At 73.5% G+C, this 14751-nt stretch carries 11 protein-coding genes and 1 tRNA gene; 5 read left to right on the forward strand and 7 right to left on the reverse strand.

The window, feature by feature from the left end; translation table 11 throughout:
• Positions 1 to 56: 56 nt before the first annotated feature.
• Together ABT354_RS26420 and ABT354_RS26425 are read right to left on the reverse strand one after the other, a co-directional pair.
• A complete protein-coding gene (locus tag ABT354_RS26420; RefSeq protein ID WP_351498220.1) occupies positions 57 to 947 on the reverse strand; it encodes an alpha/beta hydrolase in 891 nt (296 codons plus the stop codon).
• Positions 948 to 1269: 322 nt separating this feature from the next.
• The gene (locus ABT354_RS26425) at positions 1270 to 2610 is read right to left on the reverse strand and encodes an aminotransferase-like domain-containing protein (RefSeq protein ID WP_351498123.1); all 1341 of its coding nucleotides are present in this window, start codon (positions 2608 to 2610) and stop codon (positions 1270 to 1272) included.
• A gap of 187 nt (positions 2611 to 2797) precedes the next feature.
• Here ABT354_RS26425 and ABT354_RS26430 point away from each other — a divergent pair, with 187 nt between their 5' ends.
• Complete coding sequence (locus ABT354_RS26430) at positions 2798 to 3445, forward strand: LysE family translocator (protein ID WP_351498125.1); 648 nt, start codon at positions 2798 to 2800, stop codon at positions 3443 to 3445.
• Between the two features lie 26 nt (positions 3446 to 3471).
• Here ABT354_RS26430 and ABT354_RS26435 read toward each other — a convergent pair whose 3' ends face one another.
• The 3 genes from ABT354_RS26435 to ABT354_RS26445 all read right to left on the reverse strand — a co-directional run bounded on the left by ABT354_RS26435 (position 3472) and on the right by ABT354_RS26445 (position 7163).
• Complete coding sequence (locus ABT354_RS26435) at positions 3472 to 3885, reverse strand: DNA-binding protein (RefSeq protein WP_351498127.1); 414 nt, start codon at positions 3883 to 3885, stop codon at positions 3472 to 3474.
• Positions 3867 to 4151, reverse strand: a complete 285-nt coding sequence (locus ABT354_RS26440; RefSeq protein ID WP_351498129.1) for a hypothetical protein — start codon at positions 4149 to 4151, stop codon at positions 3867 to 3869. Before ABT354_RS26440 ends, ABT354_RS26435 begins: the two co-directional genes overlap by 19 nt.
• A 111-nt stretch (positions 4152 to 4262) precedes the next feature.
• Positions 4263 to 7163, reverse strand: a complete 2901-nt coding sequence (locus ABT354_RS26445; RefSeq protein ID WP_351498131.1) for an AfsR/SARP family transcriptional regulator — start codon at positions 7161 to 7163, stop codon at positions 4263 to 4265.
• A 316-nt stretch (positions 7164 to 7479) separates the two neighbouring features.
• Here ABT354_RS26445 and ABT354_RS26450 point away from each other — a divergent pair, with 316 nt between their 5' ends.
• Positions 7480 to 9783: an MMPL family transporter gene (locus ABT354_RS26450; RefSeq protein ID WP_351498133.1), complete on the forward strand. Its 2304-nt coding sequence runs from the start codon at positions 7480 to 7482 to the stop codon at positions 9781 to 9783.
• A 15-nt stretch (positions 9784 to 9798) separates the two neighbouring features.
• Complete coding sequence (locus tag ABT354_RS26455) at positions 9799 to 11019, forward strand: metallophosphoesterase (protein WP_351498135.1); 1221 nt, start codon at positions 9799 to 9801, stop codon at positions 11017 to 11019.
• Between the two features lie 85 nt (positions 11020 to 11104).
• Here the strand turns inward: ABT354_RS26455 and ABT354_RS26460 are convergent.
• A tRNA-Ala gene (locus ABT354_RS26460) sits at positions 11105 to 11177 on the reverse strand.
• Positions 11178 to 11589: 412 nt separating this feature from the next.
• Between ABT354_RS26460 and ABT354_RS26465 the strand changes: the two genes are divergently transcribed.
• Together ABT354_RS26465 and ABT354_RS26470 are read left to right on the forward strand one after the other, a co-directional pair.
• Positions 11590 to 12138 carry a helix-turn-helix domain-containing protein gene (locus tag ABT354_RS26465; RefSeq protein WP_351498137.1) on the forward strand — a complete coding sequence of 183 codons (549 nt, stop codon included), beginning with the start codon at positions 11590 to 11592 and terminating at the stop codon, positions 12136 to 12138.
• A gap of 63 nt (positions 12139 to 12201) precedes the next feature.
• Complete coding sequence (locus ABT354_RS26470) at positions 12202 to 13785, forward strand: serine/threonine-protein kinase (RefSeq protein ID WP_351498139.1); 1584 nt, start codon at positions 12202 to 12204, stop codon at positions 13783 to 13785.
• Positions 13786 to 13961: 176 nt separating this feature from the next.
• On the opposite strand, the gene ABT354_RS26475 is transcribed toward ABT354_RS26470, so the two are convergent.
• Entirely contained in the window at positions 13962 to 14096 is a 135-nt protein-coding gene (locus ABT354_RS26475) for a DLW-39 family protein (protein WP_003958712.1), read from the reverse strand.
• Positions 14097 to 14751: the final 655 nt, after the last annotated feature.

A 14751-nucleotide genomic window follows, 5' to 3' on the forward strand; every position in this document is an offset into this window, starting at 1 on the left:
CGCCATCTGCCGTGAGCCGTACGCCCTGGGCCGCCTGCCGTACGCCCGGCCCCGGGTCACATCGGACGGCCGTCGATCTCCGCCGTACGGGTCTGGAGGCACTCCTCCAGGAAGGCCAGGGCCCGCAGATGGTAGGCGCGGGCCGCCCAGCCCAGGCTGATGTTGTGCCCGGCGGCCGGCTGGCGGTCGATCAGCAGCCGGGGGGCGGCGAGCAGTCCGGTCAGCTCCGCCACGGCCTCGGTGTCATGCCGCCACCAGCGCTCGTACTCGGCGAAGGTGAGCCGGACGGGCACCCGGACCCGGGCCGCGACCTCGGGAAAGGTCTTCTCCCAGCGCGCCGCCTCGGCCGCCTCGCGCAGCGGCATGGGGGCCACCACCGATCCGGCGAGGGTGAAGGTGTCGGGGGGATAGAGCCGCAGGGGGCCCCAGTTCAGCCGGGGTCCGCCATGGCCCCCGAAGGGGGGCGGGCGCTCGCCGGGGGGCGGGGCGGCGTAGCGGTGGCCGCAGCCCGAGATGTCGATGCCGACGAGGTCGTCGTGGAACCCCTGGGCGGCCGCGGTGAGGGCCAGTTTCCCGCCGTACGAGTGGGCGACCACGAAGATCCCGGCGCCCAGCGGGTACCGGCCGCCGTACCCGGTGAGGGCGTGGCGCAGCGCCGTGGCCTGTTCGGCGAGGGGCTGGCCGTCGGGGAGCGCGGCGGCGGACTCCCCGTACCCGGGCCGGTCGACGGCGAGCACGGTGCAGCCGAGCGCCGCGCCGAGGGTGAGCAGGGAGAGGCTGGGGTGGGCCTGCCCGTCGAAGTAGGCGGCGGTCATCCCGCCGCCGTGCAGGGCGACGACGGTGGCCCGGGGCGGCCCCTGGGCCTCGGCGAGCAGGGCGGAGAGGTGTGGCCCGCCCGCGTCCAGGGTGATGCGGCGGACCCCGGGGGAGTGGTGTGGACGGGACAGGGCTCCTCCTCGGGCGGGCGGATCACGGTGGATCCCGGGCGGCCGACAGCAGCAGCGTACGGGCGGGGACCCGACGCCGTCTGGAGCGCCGCGAGGGCGGACCCAGGTGATCACGGGGTCCCGGTCATGCCGTGCGTCGGGCCGGTCGTGCCCGGCGCCGGGCCGCGGCTCCCCCGGGTGCACCGCCCGTACCGCAACCCCGGGTGTACTGCCCCGTACCGCAACCCCGGGTGTACCGGTGCCAGGGCCCGGTGTACCGGGGCCGGGTTCCGGCAGGTCGTCACCCCCGGCGAGCCGAGGGTGGTGGCTGCGCGGGGGCGTCTCAGTCGGTGACCAGGTCGTCCGGGGCGGAGCGGGCCAGGGCCGCGAGGGTGTCGAGCGCCTGCCCCAGCACCTCGGCGGTGGGCGATGCGAGCCCCAGCCGGATGGCGTCGGGGGTGCGGCTGCGCCCGACCGAGAACGCGGCCGCCGGAGCCACCCCGATCCCGTGCCGCGCCGCCGCGGCGACAAAGGTGTCCGCGCGCCACGGGCGGGGCAGCTCCCACCAGCAGGAGTACGAGTGCGGATCGGTCCGTACCGCGAACTCCCCGAGATGGCGCCGGGCGATCCCCTGCCGTACGGCGGCGTCCCGCCGCTTGGCCCGGACCAGCTCCGTCACGACGCCCTCGTGCTGCCACCGGGTCGCGGCCTCCAGGGCGAACCGCATGGGCGTCCAACCGCCCGAGCGCAGTGCGGCGGCGACCCGGTCGGTCAGCTCCGGGGGCACCACCGCGAAGCCGAGGGTGAGCCCCGGGGCGATCCGCTTGGAGAGGCTGTCGACCAGCAGGGTCCGCTCGGGCGCGAGGGCGGCGAGGGGCGGGACGTCGTCCCGGAGGAAGGACCAGACGGCGTCCTCGATCACCTGGACGCCGATCCGGCGGACGGTGGCGGCGAGCCGGGTCATCCGCTCGGCGGACATGGTGAGCGAGAGCGGGTTGTGCAGGGTCGGCTGGACATAGACCGCCCGGAGCGGAGCGGCCCGGTGGGCCTCCTCCACGGCTTCGGGGAGCATTCCCTCGTCGTCCATGGCGAGGGGGACCAGGGTGATCCCCAGCCGGGCGGCGATGGACTTGAGCACGGGATAGGTCAGTTCCTCGACCCCGAGCCGGGAGCCGGGCGGGACCAGGGCGGTGACCACGGCGGAGATCGCCTGACGGCCGTTCCCGGCGAAGAGCACCCGGTGGGGGTCGGGTCGCCAGCCCCCGCGCGCCAGCAGCCCGGCCGCGGCCTCGCGGGCTGCGGGGGTGCCGGCCGCGCCGACCGGGCGCAGCGTGCCCGCCAGGGCGTCGGGCCGCAGCAGCCCGGCGAGACCGGCGCCGAGGAGCCGGGCCTGTTCGGGGACGACCGGGTAGTTCAGCTCCAGGTCGACCCGGGTGCGGGCCGGTTCGGTGAGCAGCGGCGCCGCGATGTCGTCCCCGGCCGCGCGGACGAAGGTGCCCCGGCCGACCTCGCCGACGGTGAGGCCGCGGCGGGCGAGTTCCTGGTAGACGCGGGTGGCGGTGGAGTTGGCGATGCCGTGGCGGCGGGCGAAGTCCCGCTGGGTGGGCAGCCGGTCCCCCGGGCGCAGCCGCCCCGCTCCGATGTCGGCCGCCACGGTGTCGGCGACCAGCCGGTAGTCCCCCATGAACCGCTCTCCTTGTCCCCTGGATTGCACCGAGGGCAATATTACATATTGCCCCGAGTCACGTAAGGGTTCTAGACTCGAAATTGCTCCGATGAACTCATCGATTCCCCTCCTTCGCACCGAGGTTGACCGACCATCACCTTCCGACGGGAACCGGCCCGCACCACCACAGAGAACAGGGGTGCACATGATCGAGACGAGCGCGTTCGCCGGTGTGGTGACGGTCGCCCTGGGCATGGTGCTCACACCGGGCCCGAACATGATCTATCTCGTCTCCCGCAGCATCACCCAGGGCCGTCGCGCCGGTGTCATCTCGCTGGGCGGGGTCGCCCTGGGCTTCATGATCTACCTCCTGGCCGCCAATCTGGGCCTCTCGGTGATCTTCATCGCCGTCCCCGAGCTGTATGTCGCCCTCAAGCTGGCGGGCGCCGCGTACCTCGCCCATCTCGCCTGGAACGCCCTGAAGCCCGGCGGGGTCGATGTCTTCTCCCCCCAGGACGTCCCGCACGACTCCCCGCGCAAGCTGTTCACCATGGGGCTGATGACCAATCTGCTCAACCCCAAGATCGCCATCATGTACATCTCGCTCATCCCGCAATTCGTCGACCTGGACGCGGGCCATGTCCTCTTCCAGGGCTTCGTCCTCGGCGCCGCCCAGATCGTGGTGAGCGTCGGGGTCAACCTGGCCATCGTGCTGGCCGCCGGCACCATCGCCGTCTTCCTCGCCCGCCGCCCCACCTGGCTCACGGTCCAGCGCTATGCGATGGGCACGGTCCTCCTCGCCCTCGCCCTCTCCCTGGCGATCGACACCTCGACCCCCGCGGCGGCCGGCTGACCCCCGGGGCACCCGGCGGGAGCGGGTCACACGGAAACGAGCCGGACCCGTTCACCGCAGAGCTTGGTCATGTCATCGACATCCGAGGTCAGCATGACCACCGGACGCTGCTGCCTCAGGGCGGCCTCGGCCACGGCCGCATCGATGGCGTACTTGTGGCCGTGCAGCCCCGCCCCCATCAGCAGCGCCGACGCGGCCCTCGCCTCCTCGTCACCCACCGGGATCACCCGCAGTCCGGACAGCAGCCAACCCAGCCGGGCCTTGTCGGTACGGGCGTGCACGGCCTCGATGATGGTGAGCGCGCAGATCACCACCTCCATCCCCCGGGACCGCGCCTCCGCGACCAGCGCCACCACGGTCTCGTCATCGGCGAGCAGCCCGGAGAGCCCCTCACCGTCCAGGACGAGCGTCCCCTCATGGCTCAGCTTGCGGCGGGCCACTGGTCTTCCTCCGTGAACACCTCGTCGAACACCTGCCGCGCCCGCTGCCTCGCCCGCTCGGACACCGGCCCCTGACGGCTCTCGTAGTCGGCCAGGTACTCGTCCAGCACCTGCCCCCGCAGCTCCCGCTCGACAGCCGCCGCGATGAACGCGGAGAACTCCCGCTTGCCGACCCTCGCACGGATCGCCTCCGCGGTCCCCTCCGGCAGAGAGAGACTGACCCGGGTCGCGGGCCCCTCACCGATGCTGTACGTCGTCTCGGACATACGGCCATTGTGTCAAACAAGTAGGAAACGGGGAAACCCCGCGCGCCGCGACCCTCCCCCGATGACCCACCGGGACGCCTTCCGGCGCCCCTCCGTCGTGTGCACGAGCCGTCACCCGACCACGAGGGGTTCGGCGCCGACGGTGCGAAGGCCCGCCAGGGCGTGCTGTTCGGCCCGGTGGAAGCGGAGACCGCGGGCGATGCGCAGGGCCTCGCGGTGGTGCTCCGCGGCCTCGTGGGGGAAACCGAGTGCGGACATCGCGCGCCCTGCCGCGTTGCGGCACTCCGCCTGGGCCCAGAGGTCGCCGAGCTCCTCCGCGGCCCTGATACCGGCCAGGCACAAGGCGCGTGCGGCCACGCGGTCGCCCGCCCTCGCCCGCAGGGCACCCAGATAGGACCGGGAGAGCGCCTCCGAACGCTGGAGCGCACGGTCGCCCCCGCTGAGCGCGAGCCCGGCTTCGAGGGAGAGCGCGGCGGTGCGCGGGTCGCCGAGCGCCTCATGGACCAGGCCCAGCTCGACGAGGGCCATCGCCTCGACCCCCCGGTGGGCCCGCGAGCGGCCCAACCGCAGACAGCGGAGGTAAAGCCGGCGGGCGGCGCCGGGAGCCCCGGCGTCCAGCTCGACCCGGCCGAGCGCACCGTAGGCGAGGGCGGTCCGCAGATGGTCGGGGCCCGCCGAGTGGAGCCGGACGGACTCCGTCAGATGCCGGCGCGCCTCGTCCAGCGCACCGGTGGTCCAGCGGGCACGCCCCAGCTGCTCACGGGAGGCGGCCAGCAGATCCGGCCAGTCGTGCGCCTCGCTGAGGTGGCGGGCGCGCCGGACATGCCGCTCGGCGGCATCGACGAGACCGGCGGTGAGGGAGGCGTCGACAAGGCTGAGGGACAGCTCGGCCTCCGCGCGGGGGTTCGCGCCCCGCTGCGCGGCCCGCAGCCCGGCCCGTGCGACGGCGAGCCACTCGGGCACCCGCGACCGGCGCTTGCAGGTCTCCCGCAGCATCCCCGCGAGCGTCCAGGCGGCGGCGTACGGGCCGTGCTCGGCGGTGTGCTCCACCGCTGCGGCGAGGTTGCGCAGTTCGGCCTCCGCGTCCTCCGCCGAGACCGGCGCGTACTCGGCGGTACGGGACTCCTGTCCCACCACGTGGATCCGGCCGACACGCCCGTCGAGGACGGTCGCGACCTGGGTGTACCAGCCCATGAGCCGGTTCAGCGCGTCCTGCCGGGAGGCGGCCGGCTCCTCGTCGCCGGCCCGGTTCCAGGCGTACTCGCGGAGCAGGTCGTGCGGGAAGCGGAAGCGGCCGGGGGCGTGCTGGACCAGGAGATTCGCGGCGGTGAGGGCGCTGAGGGCGGGGCGGACGGCGCCCTCGTCCACGCCGGTCAGGGCGGCCGCGGCCGCAGGGGTCAGATCGGGGCCCGGGAGAAGGCCGAGCAGGCGCAGGGCCCGTCGGCCCCGGTCGTCGAGCCGCTGGTAGGACAGGTCGAGCGAGGCACCCACGGACGCCCGCTCGTCGTCCGCCACGGAGGCTCCGGCCAGTGGTCCGGCCGCCGCGAGTTCCCTGGCCACGGAGGAGAGGTCGAAGTGCGGTGCGACCGCGGACCCGGCCGCCACCACCCGCAGGGCCAGCGGGAGATGGCCGCAGAGCCGGGAGATCTCGGCGACCGCGGGATCCTGCTTCCTCCCCAGGGGCCGCGTACCGCCCAGCGCGCTTCTCAGCAGCTCCGCCGACTCGCCGGGACTCAGCACGGGCAGCACGACGCGGTGCGCGTCCTCGTGCACCGCCAGGCTGACCAGGGCGCGGCGGCTGGTGACGAGGACGGCGCAGCCCGGCGCGCCGGGAAGCAGATGCCGTACGTGATGGGCGTCGGCCGCGTTGTCCAGGACGATGAGCACCCGGCGGGTGGCGAGGAGCGAGCGGAACCGCGTACCGCGCTCAAGGACATCCGTGGGGACGTGCTGGGCGGCCACCCCCAGCGCGCGCAGGAACGAGCCGAGGACCTCGGACGGGTCGGCCGCGCCGAGCCGGTCGAAGCCCCTCAGGTCGATGAAGAGCCGGCCGTCGGGGAAGTCGTCGGCGACCCGGTGGGCGCAGTGCACGGCCAGCGCGGTCTTGCCGATCCCCGCGGTGCCCTCCACACAGACGACGGGCATCCCTCCGGAGCGCAGCCGGTCCGTGACCCGCGCGATCTCCGCCGTACGTCCGGTGAAGTCCCGTACCGCGTTCGGTAATTGGTGCGGTACGGGGGGTGCTTCCGGTGGCCGTTCCGCCGGAGGCACCGCGTTCAGGACGAACCGGTGCGCCTCCCTCAGCCCGGCGCCCGGCTCGATGCCGTACTCCTCGACCAGCCGGTCGCGGATCCGCGCGTAGGCGTGGAGGGCCTCCACCTGCCGGCCGCTGTCGGCGAGCGTCCGCATCAGCAGGGCGTGCGGGCGCTCCCGGAGCGGGTGCTCGCCGATGAGGCGCACCAGTTCGGGCAGGTGGCGCTCCCCCCGCCCCAGCGAGACCTCCAGGGCGTACAGCTCCTCCCGGGCGGACAGCAGGCGCTCCTGGAATCGATCCCGCTCCAGTTCGATACCGCGGCCCTCGGTTCCCTCGGCGAGCGGGCCGCGGACCAGGGCGACCGCCCTGGCCAGGGTCTCGGCGGCGTCCGCGGTCCGGCCCGACCCGCTCAGGGCACGGGCGGAGGCGAACAGCTCCTCGAACTCCAGGAGATCGCAGGCGAACCCGCCCGGCGTACCGAGTGCGTAGCCGGCCTCGGAGTGGGTGAGGGGCAGGGAGGCGGGAAGGCAGCGCCGCAGTCCCGAGACGTACTTCTGGACGAGATTGAGGGCGTGGGCCGGCGCGTCGTCGCCCCAGACCATCGCGATGATCCGGTCGGCGGGAACGGGACGCGGGCCGCCGAGCAGCAGGGCCACCAGCACCGCGCGCCGGCGGGGCGGTCCGAGCGGCAGTGATCGGTCGCCGGCCGACGCCCGCAGCGAGCCCATCACTTCGAAACGCACAGCTGAGTCGAGCATGTCCCTCCCGGCGCCGGTGAGGAGAGCGTAAGCCGCCGGCCGGTCCCATCTCCGGGTGATGAGCGGTGGTCCGCCGGACCGGCGGGGCCCGGGCGGACGGGGACGGGGCGGCGGGGACGGGGCGGCGGGGACGGGGCGGCGACCGGGCGGGCAGGCAGGGACCGGGCGAGCGGAGCCCGAGCGGACGGGGGCCGGGCGAGCAGGGACCCGGCGGGCTTCAGCGGATCTTCCAGCGAGTGGTCAGCGGCGACGGTCATCGTCGACCGAACGGAGCCCTCACGCCTTCCCCCACCCCGATCCCCAGGGAGTTCGTCCCATGTCAGCCACACCGTCCACGCTCCACCGGCTCGGCGCCCTCGCCGTGGCCCGGCGGCGCACCGTCCTGATCGCGGGCGCGGTCCTCTTCCTGCTCGCCGCGGCATTCGGCGCGGGGGCCCAGAACGCCCTGTCGCTGTCCCGCTTCGAGACACCGGGCTCCGAGTCGGGCACCGCGGAACAGATCCTGCGCCAGGAGTTCGAGGACGGCTCCCCGAACTACGTCCTCCTGGTCACCGCCAAGGACGGCGGGACGGTCGACGACCCCGCGGTGGCCGCCGAGGGCCGGAGGCTGGCCGACGACCTGGCCGGACGCGAGGGCGTCGACACGGTCGGCTCCTACTGGTCACGCGGCGAGAACAGCGCCCTGGTCAGCGAGGACCGCTCGCAGGCGCTCGTGGTGGCCTGGCTCCGGGGATCGGCCACCGCGGTACGGGCCGAACTGGCCACCATCACCCCTGATTTCACCCGGGAGACCGAGCTTCTCACCGTGCGCCCCGGCGGCCAGGACGAGGTCTTCCGCCAGGTCGGCGAGGAGACCCGGCGGGACTTCCTCCGCGCGGAGGCCATCGTCGTCCCCGCCGTGCTCCTGCTGCTCCTGTGGGTCTACCGCCGCTGGTCCGCCGCGGGGCTGACACTCGGCGTCGGCTTCTTCTCGGTACTGGCCACGCTCGCCATACTCCGCGGGGTCACCGCGTTCACCGAGGTCTCCACCTTCGCCGCCAACCTGGCACTCGTCCTGGGCCTGGGGCTCGGACTGGACTACAGCCTGTTCATCATCTCCCGCTTCCGTGAGGAGATGGCCGCCACTCCGGGCGCTACCGACGCGGAGCGGCACGCGGCGGCCGTCCGTACCGACGCGGACCGGCACGCGGCAGTCGTCCGTACCGTCGCGGACCGGCACGCGGCAGTCGTCCGTACCGTCGCGGGCGCCGGTCGCACCGTCCTGTTCAGTGGCCTCACGGTCGCCGCCTCGCTGGCGGCACTCTTCCTCTTCCCCTTCCCGTTCCTCCGGTCCTTCGCATGGGCCGGGATCGCGGTGGTCGGGTCAGCGGTGTTCGGCGCGGTCGTCCTGCTGCCCGCCGCACTGGCCGCCGTCGGCCGGCGCACCCTGCGGCCGGGCCGGACCGAGGCCGCCGTGGAGACCGGCCGCTGGTACCGCCACACCCTGAGGGTCCTGCGCGGACCGCTCCGCTACGGCCTTCCCGTACTGATCGCCCTGCTCGCCCTGGCCGCGCCCGCCCTCGGCGCCCGGTTCGGCCTGCCCGACGAGCGCGTGCTTCCCGCGAGCGCCTCCAGCCGCATCGTGCAGGAGGAGATCCGTACCGGCTTCGCGGCCGAGGAGACCGACGCGCTACAGATCGTCACCACCGGCGCGGTGGCGGCGGACGCCTCCGGCCCGGAGTACGCGGAACGGCTGTCGCGGCTCCCCGGCGTCTTCCAGGTGGACACCGGGAGCGGCACGTACCGCGACGGCGACCGGGTGGGCGCGACGTCCGACCCCGGCCGCTTCGAGGCCGGTGGGCACACCCGTCTCACCGTCGTCCCCGACCAGGAGGCGCTGGCCGGCGACATGGCACGGTTCGTCGAGCGGGTACGCGCGGTGGACACCCCGTACCCCGAGGTGCGGGTGGGCGGATTCCCCGCCGCGATGACGGACTTCCGCGAGGCGCTCCTCGACCGTCTGCCGTTCGTCGTCGCCCTGATCCTGCTGGTCACCTTCGCCATCCTCTTCCTGATGACGGGCAGCCTGCTCATTCCGCTGAAGGCCACGATCGCCAACATCCTCAGCCTCGGCGTGATGTTCGGCGTACTCGTCTGGATCTTCCAGGACGGCAATCTCTCCGGTCTCCTCGGCTTCACCGCGAGCGGCCGCGTCGAGCCGAGCATCCCCATCCTGATGTTCTGCGTCGCCTACGGGCTGTCCATGGACTACGAGGTCTTCATCATGGCCAGGATCAAGGAGGCGTACGACCGGACCGGGGACAACACGAGCGCGGTCGCCGAAGGCATCCAGCGCAGCGCCCCGCTCGTCACATCGGCCGCCGCGATCCTCGCCCTCACCTTCGCGACCTACGCCACCGGCGGGGTGGTCTTCCTGAAGGAGCTGGGCATCGGCATGGCGCTGGCCGTCCTGGTCGACGCCCTGCTGATCCGTACCCTCCTCGTCCCCGCCTTCATGGGGCTCGCGGGCCGGGCCAACTGGTGGGCACCGGCCCCGCTGCGCCGTCTGCACACCCGGTACGGCATCAGTGAGGCACCCGCCGCCGGGACGCCCCGCCGGGACCCGATCGGGGCGAAGTAGATGCTTCCGCCCCTGGTGAACCTGCTCATCGTCGTGGCCTCCGTCCTGGTCCACCGCTGGCTGTGGGTCAGGCTGGTGCGCGACACCACCCGGCCGGGCGGCACCGCCCGGCGGGTGGGCGCCATCGCGATGGTCGCCTCGGCGGTGCTCGCGGCCGCCCCGCGCGTCCTCGTCCCGGCGCTGGGCCCGGCCACGGGACGGCCGCTGGCCTGGGCGGGGTATGTCTGGCTGGGGGTGCTGCTGTATCTGATCCTGGCGCTGCTGGTGATGGAGGTCCCGCGGGCGGTCCTCGGGATCCGGTCGCTCGCACGGCGACGGAACGGCCCGGTGCCCACGCCGGCGGCCCCCGCCCCCGCGACTCCCGCACCCGGCGTTGCCCCGCCCGCGACTCCCCCGCCGGCGCGTCCGGACCGGCGTCTCTTCCTGAGCCGCGCGGCCGCCCTCACCGCGGGCGGGATCGCCGTCACCACCACCGGGTTCGGCATGCTGACGGCCCTCGGCGACCCGGTGGTCAAGCGGGTGCCCATCCGTATCGCCGGACTGGCGCGGCCGCTCTCCGGGCTGCGGATCGCGGTCGTCAGCGACCTGCACCTCGGTCCGCTGCTGGGCCGCGCCCACACCGAGCGCATCGTCCGGATGATCAACGCACTGGAGGCCGACATCGTCACGGTCGTCGGCGACCTGGCGGACGGAACACCCTCCGAACTGGCTCCCGCCGCCCGTCCGCTGCGTCATCTGGAATCGACACACGGCGCCTTCTTCGTGACGGGCAACCACGAATACATGTTCGACGGCGCCGAGGCATGGGTCGATGAGCTGCACGGCCTCGGGGTCACCACGCTCCTCAACGAACGGAGGGAGATCCGCCACCACGGCGCCGTACTCGATCTGGCCGGGGTCGAGGACCTGTCCGCCGCCGAGCACGGGCGCGGGCCGGACTACGACCGGGCCCTCGGCGGGCGGGACACCGACCGCCCGGTCGTCCTCATGGCCCACCAGCCGGTGATGATCGAGGAGGCCGCCCGGCACGGGGTCGACCTCCAGCTGTCGGGCCATACCCACGGCGGGCAGATGTTCCCGCTCACGGAGCTGACCAAGCTCGCCAACCCCGTCGTCTCCGGCCTCGGGAAGGTCGACAACACCCAGCTGTACGTCACCAACGGCGCCGGCTTCTTCGGCCCGCCGGTACGGATCGGTGCCGACCCGGAGATCACGGTGATCGAACTGCGCGCCTGACGGGCGGCGCGGGCGCGGTGGCACGCGACCATCGAAAAAAGCCCCTCTGAACCACGTATCCGCAGGTCAGAGGGGCTTTCATCAGTGGAGCCTAGGGGAGTCGAACCCCTGACATCTGCCATGCAAAGACAGCGCTCTACCAACTGAGCTAAGGCCCCGAGGGACGGCTGCGACCAGGGACCCGATCGTCCCGGCCACCGCCGCACAACAGAGTACCGGGTGTTCCCGGTGTTCCTCCAAACACCGGCCGCCACCCCCGCCCCGGGGCGCCCCCCGGCCCGCCGGGGACGGGTCGCGCGGGGCCCGTACCGCCGCGCGGCCCGTACGGGTCGGCCACGCGGTCCGTACGAGCCGGCCGGGCGGTCCGTACAGGCTGTTCGAGGCGATCCCGTACCGTCACCCGAAGGGAGGCTTCCGGGCGGGCCCGGCGGGCCGGGCACCCGTGGTGACCGGCATTCCCAGGCCTCCTCCCCCGTATTGAGGTCTCCCGGTGGGCGACCACGCTCCGTAAGATGCTCGTCGTGGTTCGCAGCAGCGAAGCCCGCTTGGGGAAGCGATGGGGAGACGCGCATGGACGCCGCTCAGCAGGAGACGACCGCAAGAGCCCGTGAACTACAGCGCAGCTGGTACGGGGAGCCCCTGGGCGCGCTGTTCCGCCGGCTCATAGACGATCTCGGGCTCAACCAGGCCCGGCTCGCCGCGGTGCTGGGGCTCTCCGCCCCCATGCTCTCCCAGCTGATGAGCGGCCAGCGGGCCAAGATCGGCAACCCCGCCGTCGTCCAACGGGTCCAGGCGCTCCAGGAATTGGCGAGCCAGGTGGCCGACGGCAGCGTCAGCGCCGTCGAGGCCACCGACCGCATGGAGGAGATCAAGAAGTCCCAGGGGGGTTCGGTCCTGACCGCGAACAGCCAGACCACCAACAGCTCGGGCGCCCCCACGGTGCGCCGGGTCGTCCGGAAGATCCAGTCCCTGCTGCGGTCCGTCGCCGCCGCGGGCGACATCATCGACGCGGCGAACTCCCTCGCCCCGACCCATCCCGAGCTGGCAGAGTTCCTGCGGGTGTACGGAGCCGGGCGTACCGCCGACGCGGTCGCGCACTACGAGTCGCACCAGAGCTGACGACCGAGGCCGGCCCCGCGCGGAGCACAGCCTCATGAGGGAACGGGGAGCGGACGCAGCACCATGGGTGAGGTCTTCGCCGGTCGGTACGAGCTGGTCGACCCGATCGGGCGCGGCGGAGTCGGCGCGGTCTGGCGTGCCTGGGACCACCGGCGGCGACGCTATGTCGCGGCCAAGGTGCTCCAGCAGAGCGACGCCCACACCCTGCTGCGCTTCGTCCGCGAACAGGCCCTGAGGATCGACCATCCGCATGTCCTCGCCCCGGCCAGCTGGGCGGCCGACGACGACAAGGTCCTCTTCACCATGGACCTCGTGAGCGGCGGATCGCTGGCGCATGTCATCGGCGACTACGGTCCGTTGCCGCCCCGCTATGTCTGCACCCTGCTGGACCAGCTGCTCTCGGGACTCGCCGCGGTGCACGCCGAGGGCGTGGTGCACCGGGACATCAAGCCGGCGAACATCCTGATGGAGGCCACCGGGACCGGACGGCCGCATCTGCGGCTGTCCGACTTCGGGATCTCCATGCGCAAGGGCGAGCCCCGGCTGACCGAGACCAACTATGTTGTGGGGACCCCCGGTTACTTCGCGCCGGAACAGGTCGAGGGGGCGGAGCCGGACTTCCCCGCCGATCTCTTCGCCGCCGGCCTGGTCGCGCTGTATCTGCTGGAGGGCCAGAAGCCCGACGCCAAGGCCCTGGTGGACTTCTTCACCGCCCATGGCACCCCGGGGGCTCCGCAGGGCATCCCGGAAGCGCTGTGGCAGGTGCTGGCGGGGCTGATCCAGCCCGACCCCGACCTCCGGTTCCGTACGGCCACCGGGGCGCGCAAGGCGCTCGCCTCCGCCGTGGAGCTGCTGCCCGAGACCGGTCCGGACGACGAACCGGTGGAAATATTCGATCAACTCGGTCCACTGCCGCCCGGGTTCGGCCCCGAGGGGCCCGAGCACACCCCCTCCACGGGGCTGCTGCGCTCGGCCGCGGCCGGGACGGCCGGGGACACCGGTTCGGGCCCCTGGACGCCCTCCCGGCCCGCACCGGGCGCGCCAGGCTCTCCGGGCACCCCGGGTGCTCCGGCCGCCCCGGGTGCTCCCTCCGTACCGGCGCCCCGTACCCATCAGCGGCCGTCTCCGAACCCACCCGTACCGATGCCCCCGCCGCTCCCCGGGACCCCGGAACCCTCGGGCGGCACACCGACCGGCGGCAGGCCACCGGCCCCGGCCGGGCCGCACCACCCGGAGACCGGGGGCACCCCGGCCCTCCCGGGCAGCTATCCCGCGCACCCTCCGGCGACGGGCGGCTTCCCGGTGCCGCCCCCACCCGTCCCACCGCCGCACCCCGCGCCGCCGGCCGCCCCGCCCCCGACGCCGCCGTCGTCGCCCGTACCGCTGCCGCAGGAGCCCACACCCCAGCATCCCGTCACGGCCCAGGGGACCCGGTACTCCTCCGCCCCCGAGCAGCCCCCGGGGCACTCGGCGCTCGTCCCGTTCACCGAGGGATACCACGTACCCGCCCCGCTCACCCCGGCCCGGCCCCCGGCCGTCCGCCCGGCCCGCCGCCCCCAGGGCCCGCCCGCCAAAGTCGTGATCCCGGTGCTGCTCCTGGCCCTGGTCTGCTTCACCGTGGGGTTCTGGGCCCTCGTCGAAGCCTGACCGCCCCGCTCCGACCGCCCTGCGCCCGGCGCCGTGCGCACCCCGGGCGCCCGCCGCCGTGGACACCCTCTTCCCACTTCGCAAAGGCCCCGCCACACCCCCGGGCGCCCCCGGACAGCACGGAGCCCCGGTCACCGCTCAGGGCGCCGGGGCTCAGCCGAAAATATGTGTGCGTCTCACACACCCGAACCTGCGGGCACGGAGTCGGTCGCCTCCGTCCACAGATCCTGCTCGGCGCGATCCGCCTGGATCTGGCGGTACACGAGGAGCCCGCCGATGGCGGCCAGTGCGACCAGGAGAAGCTTCTTCACCGCGCGACCTCGTCTTTCTTGGCGTATGACGTATGAGGACTTCTGCCGCCCGACTATACACACCGACCGATACCGATCGGTGACCTGCGTATCCCCCCACCCGGGCCCGCACCGCCCCCACCGGGGGGATATGCGAATCGGCCCGTACGGATATTCCGTACGGGCCGATCGACACTGTGGGGCTAACAGGATTTGAACCTGTGGCCTCATCCTTATCAGGTCGGCGACAGACGCCCGATCGCCCTGCATCCTGCCTGCCCGGCCGGGGTCCACCGTCCTCCGGGGTCCGCCTTCGACCGCCGGTGTCCGCCGCTGTTGGTGTCAGCCGGTGATGTCAGCGAGACCTCTCCCGCTTGACACACGGGACCACGCGCGGCCGGCACTTTCACCACCCTAGGTCGGCTCGGCGGCTTTGGGCGGGAGCTGCCGTGGGGCGAGAGATCGGGGCCCGTAAGCTTCCGGCGACTCGGGCAGTCCGTGGACCTGCCCGCTAAGGCCCGATGTGGGCCCCGATCTTCGAGGCTCGCCCCATGGTGGCTGCCTAAAGCCGTGGAGCCGACCGCCCCAGCCACCGGGCCCCGGCCACAGGAGCGGGCCTCCCGCCGACGGACCGCCGCGAATCCGGCCTCCCGCGTGCAACCAAAGCGTCGTTGAC

The sequence above is a fragment of the Streptomyces sp. NPDC000594 genome (genome assembly GCF_040299965.1).
Lineage (GTDB): Bacteria > Actinomycetota > Actinomycetes > Streptomycetales > Streptomycetaceae > Streptomyces.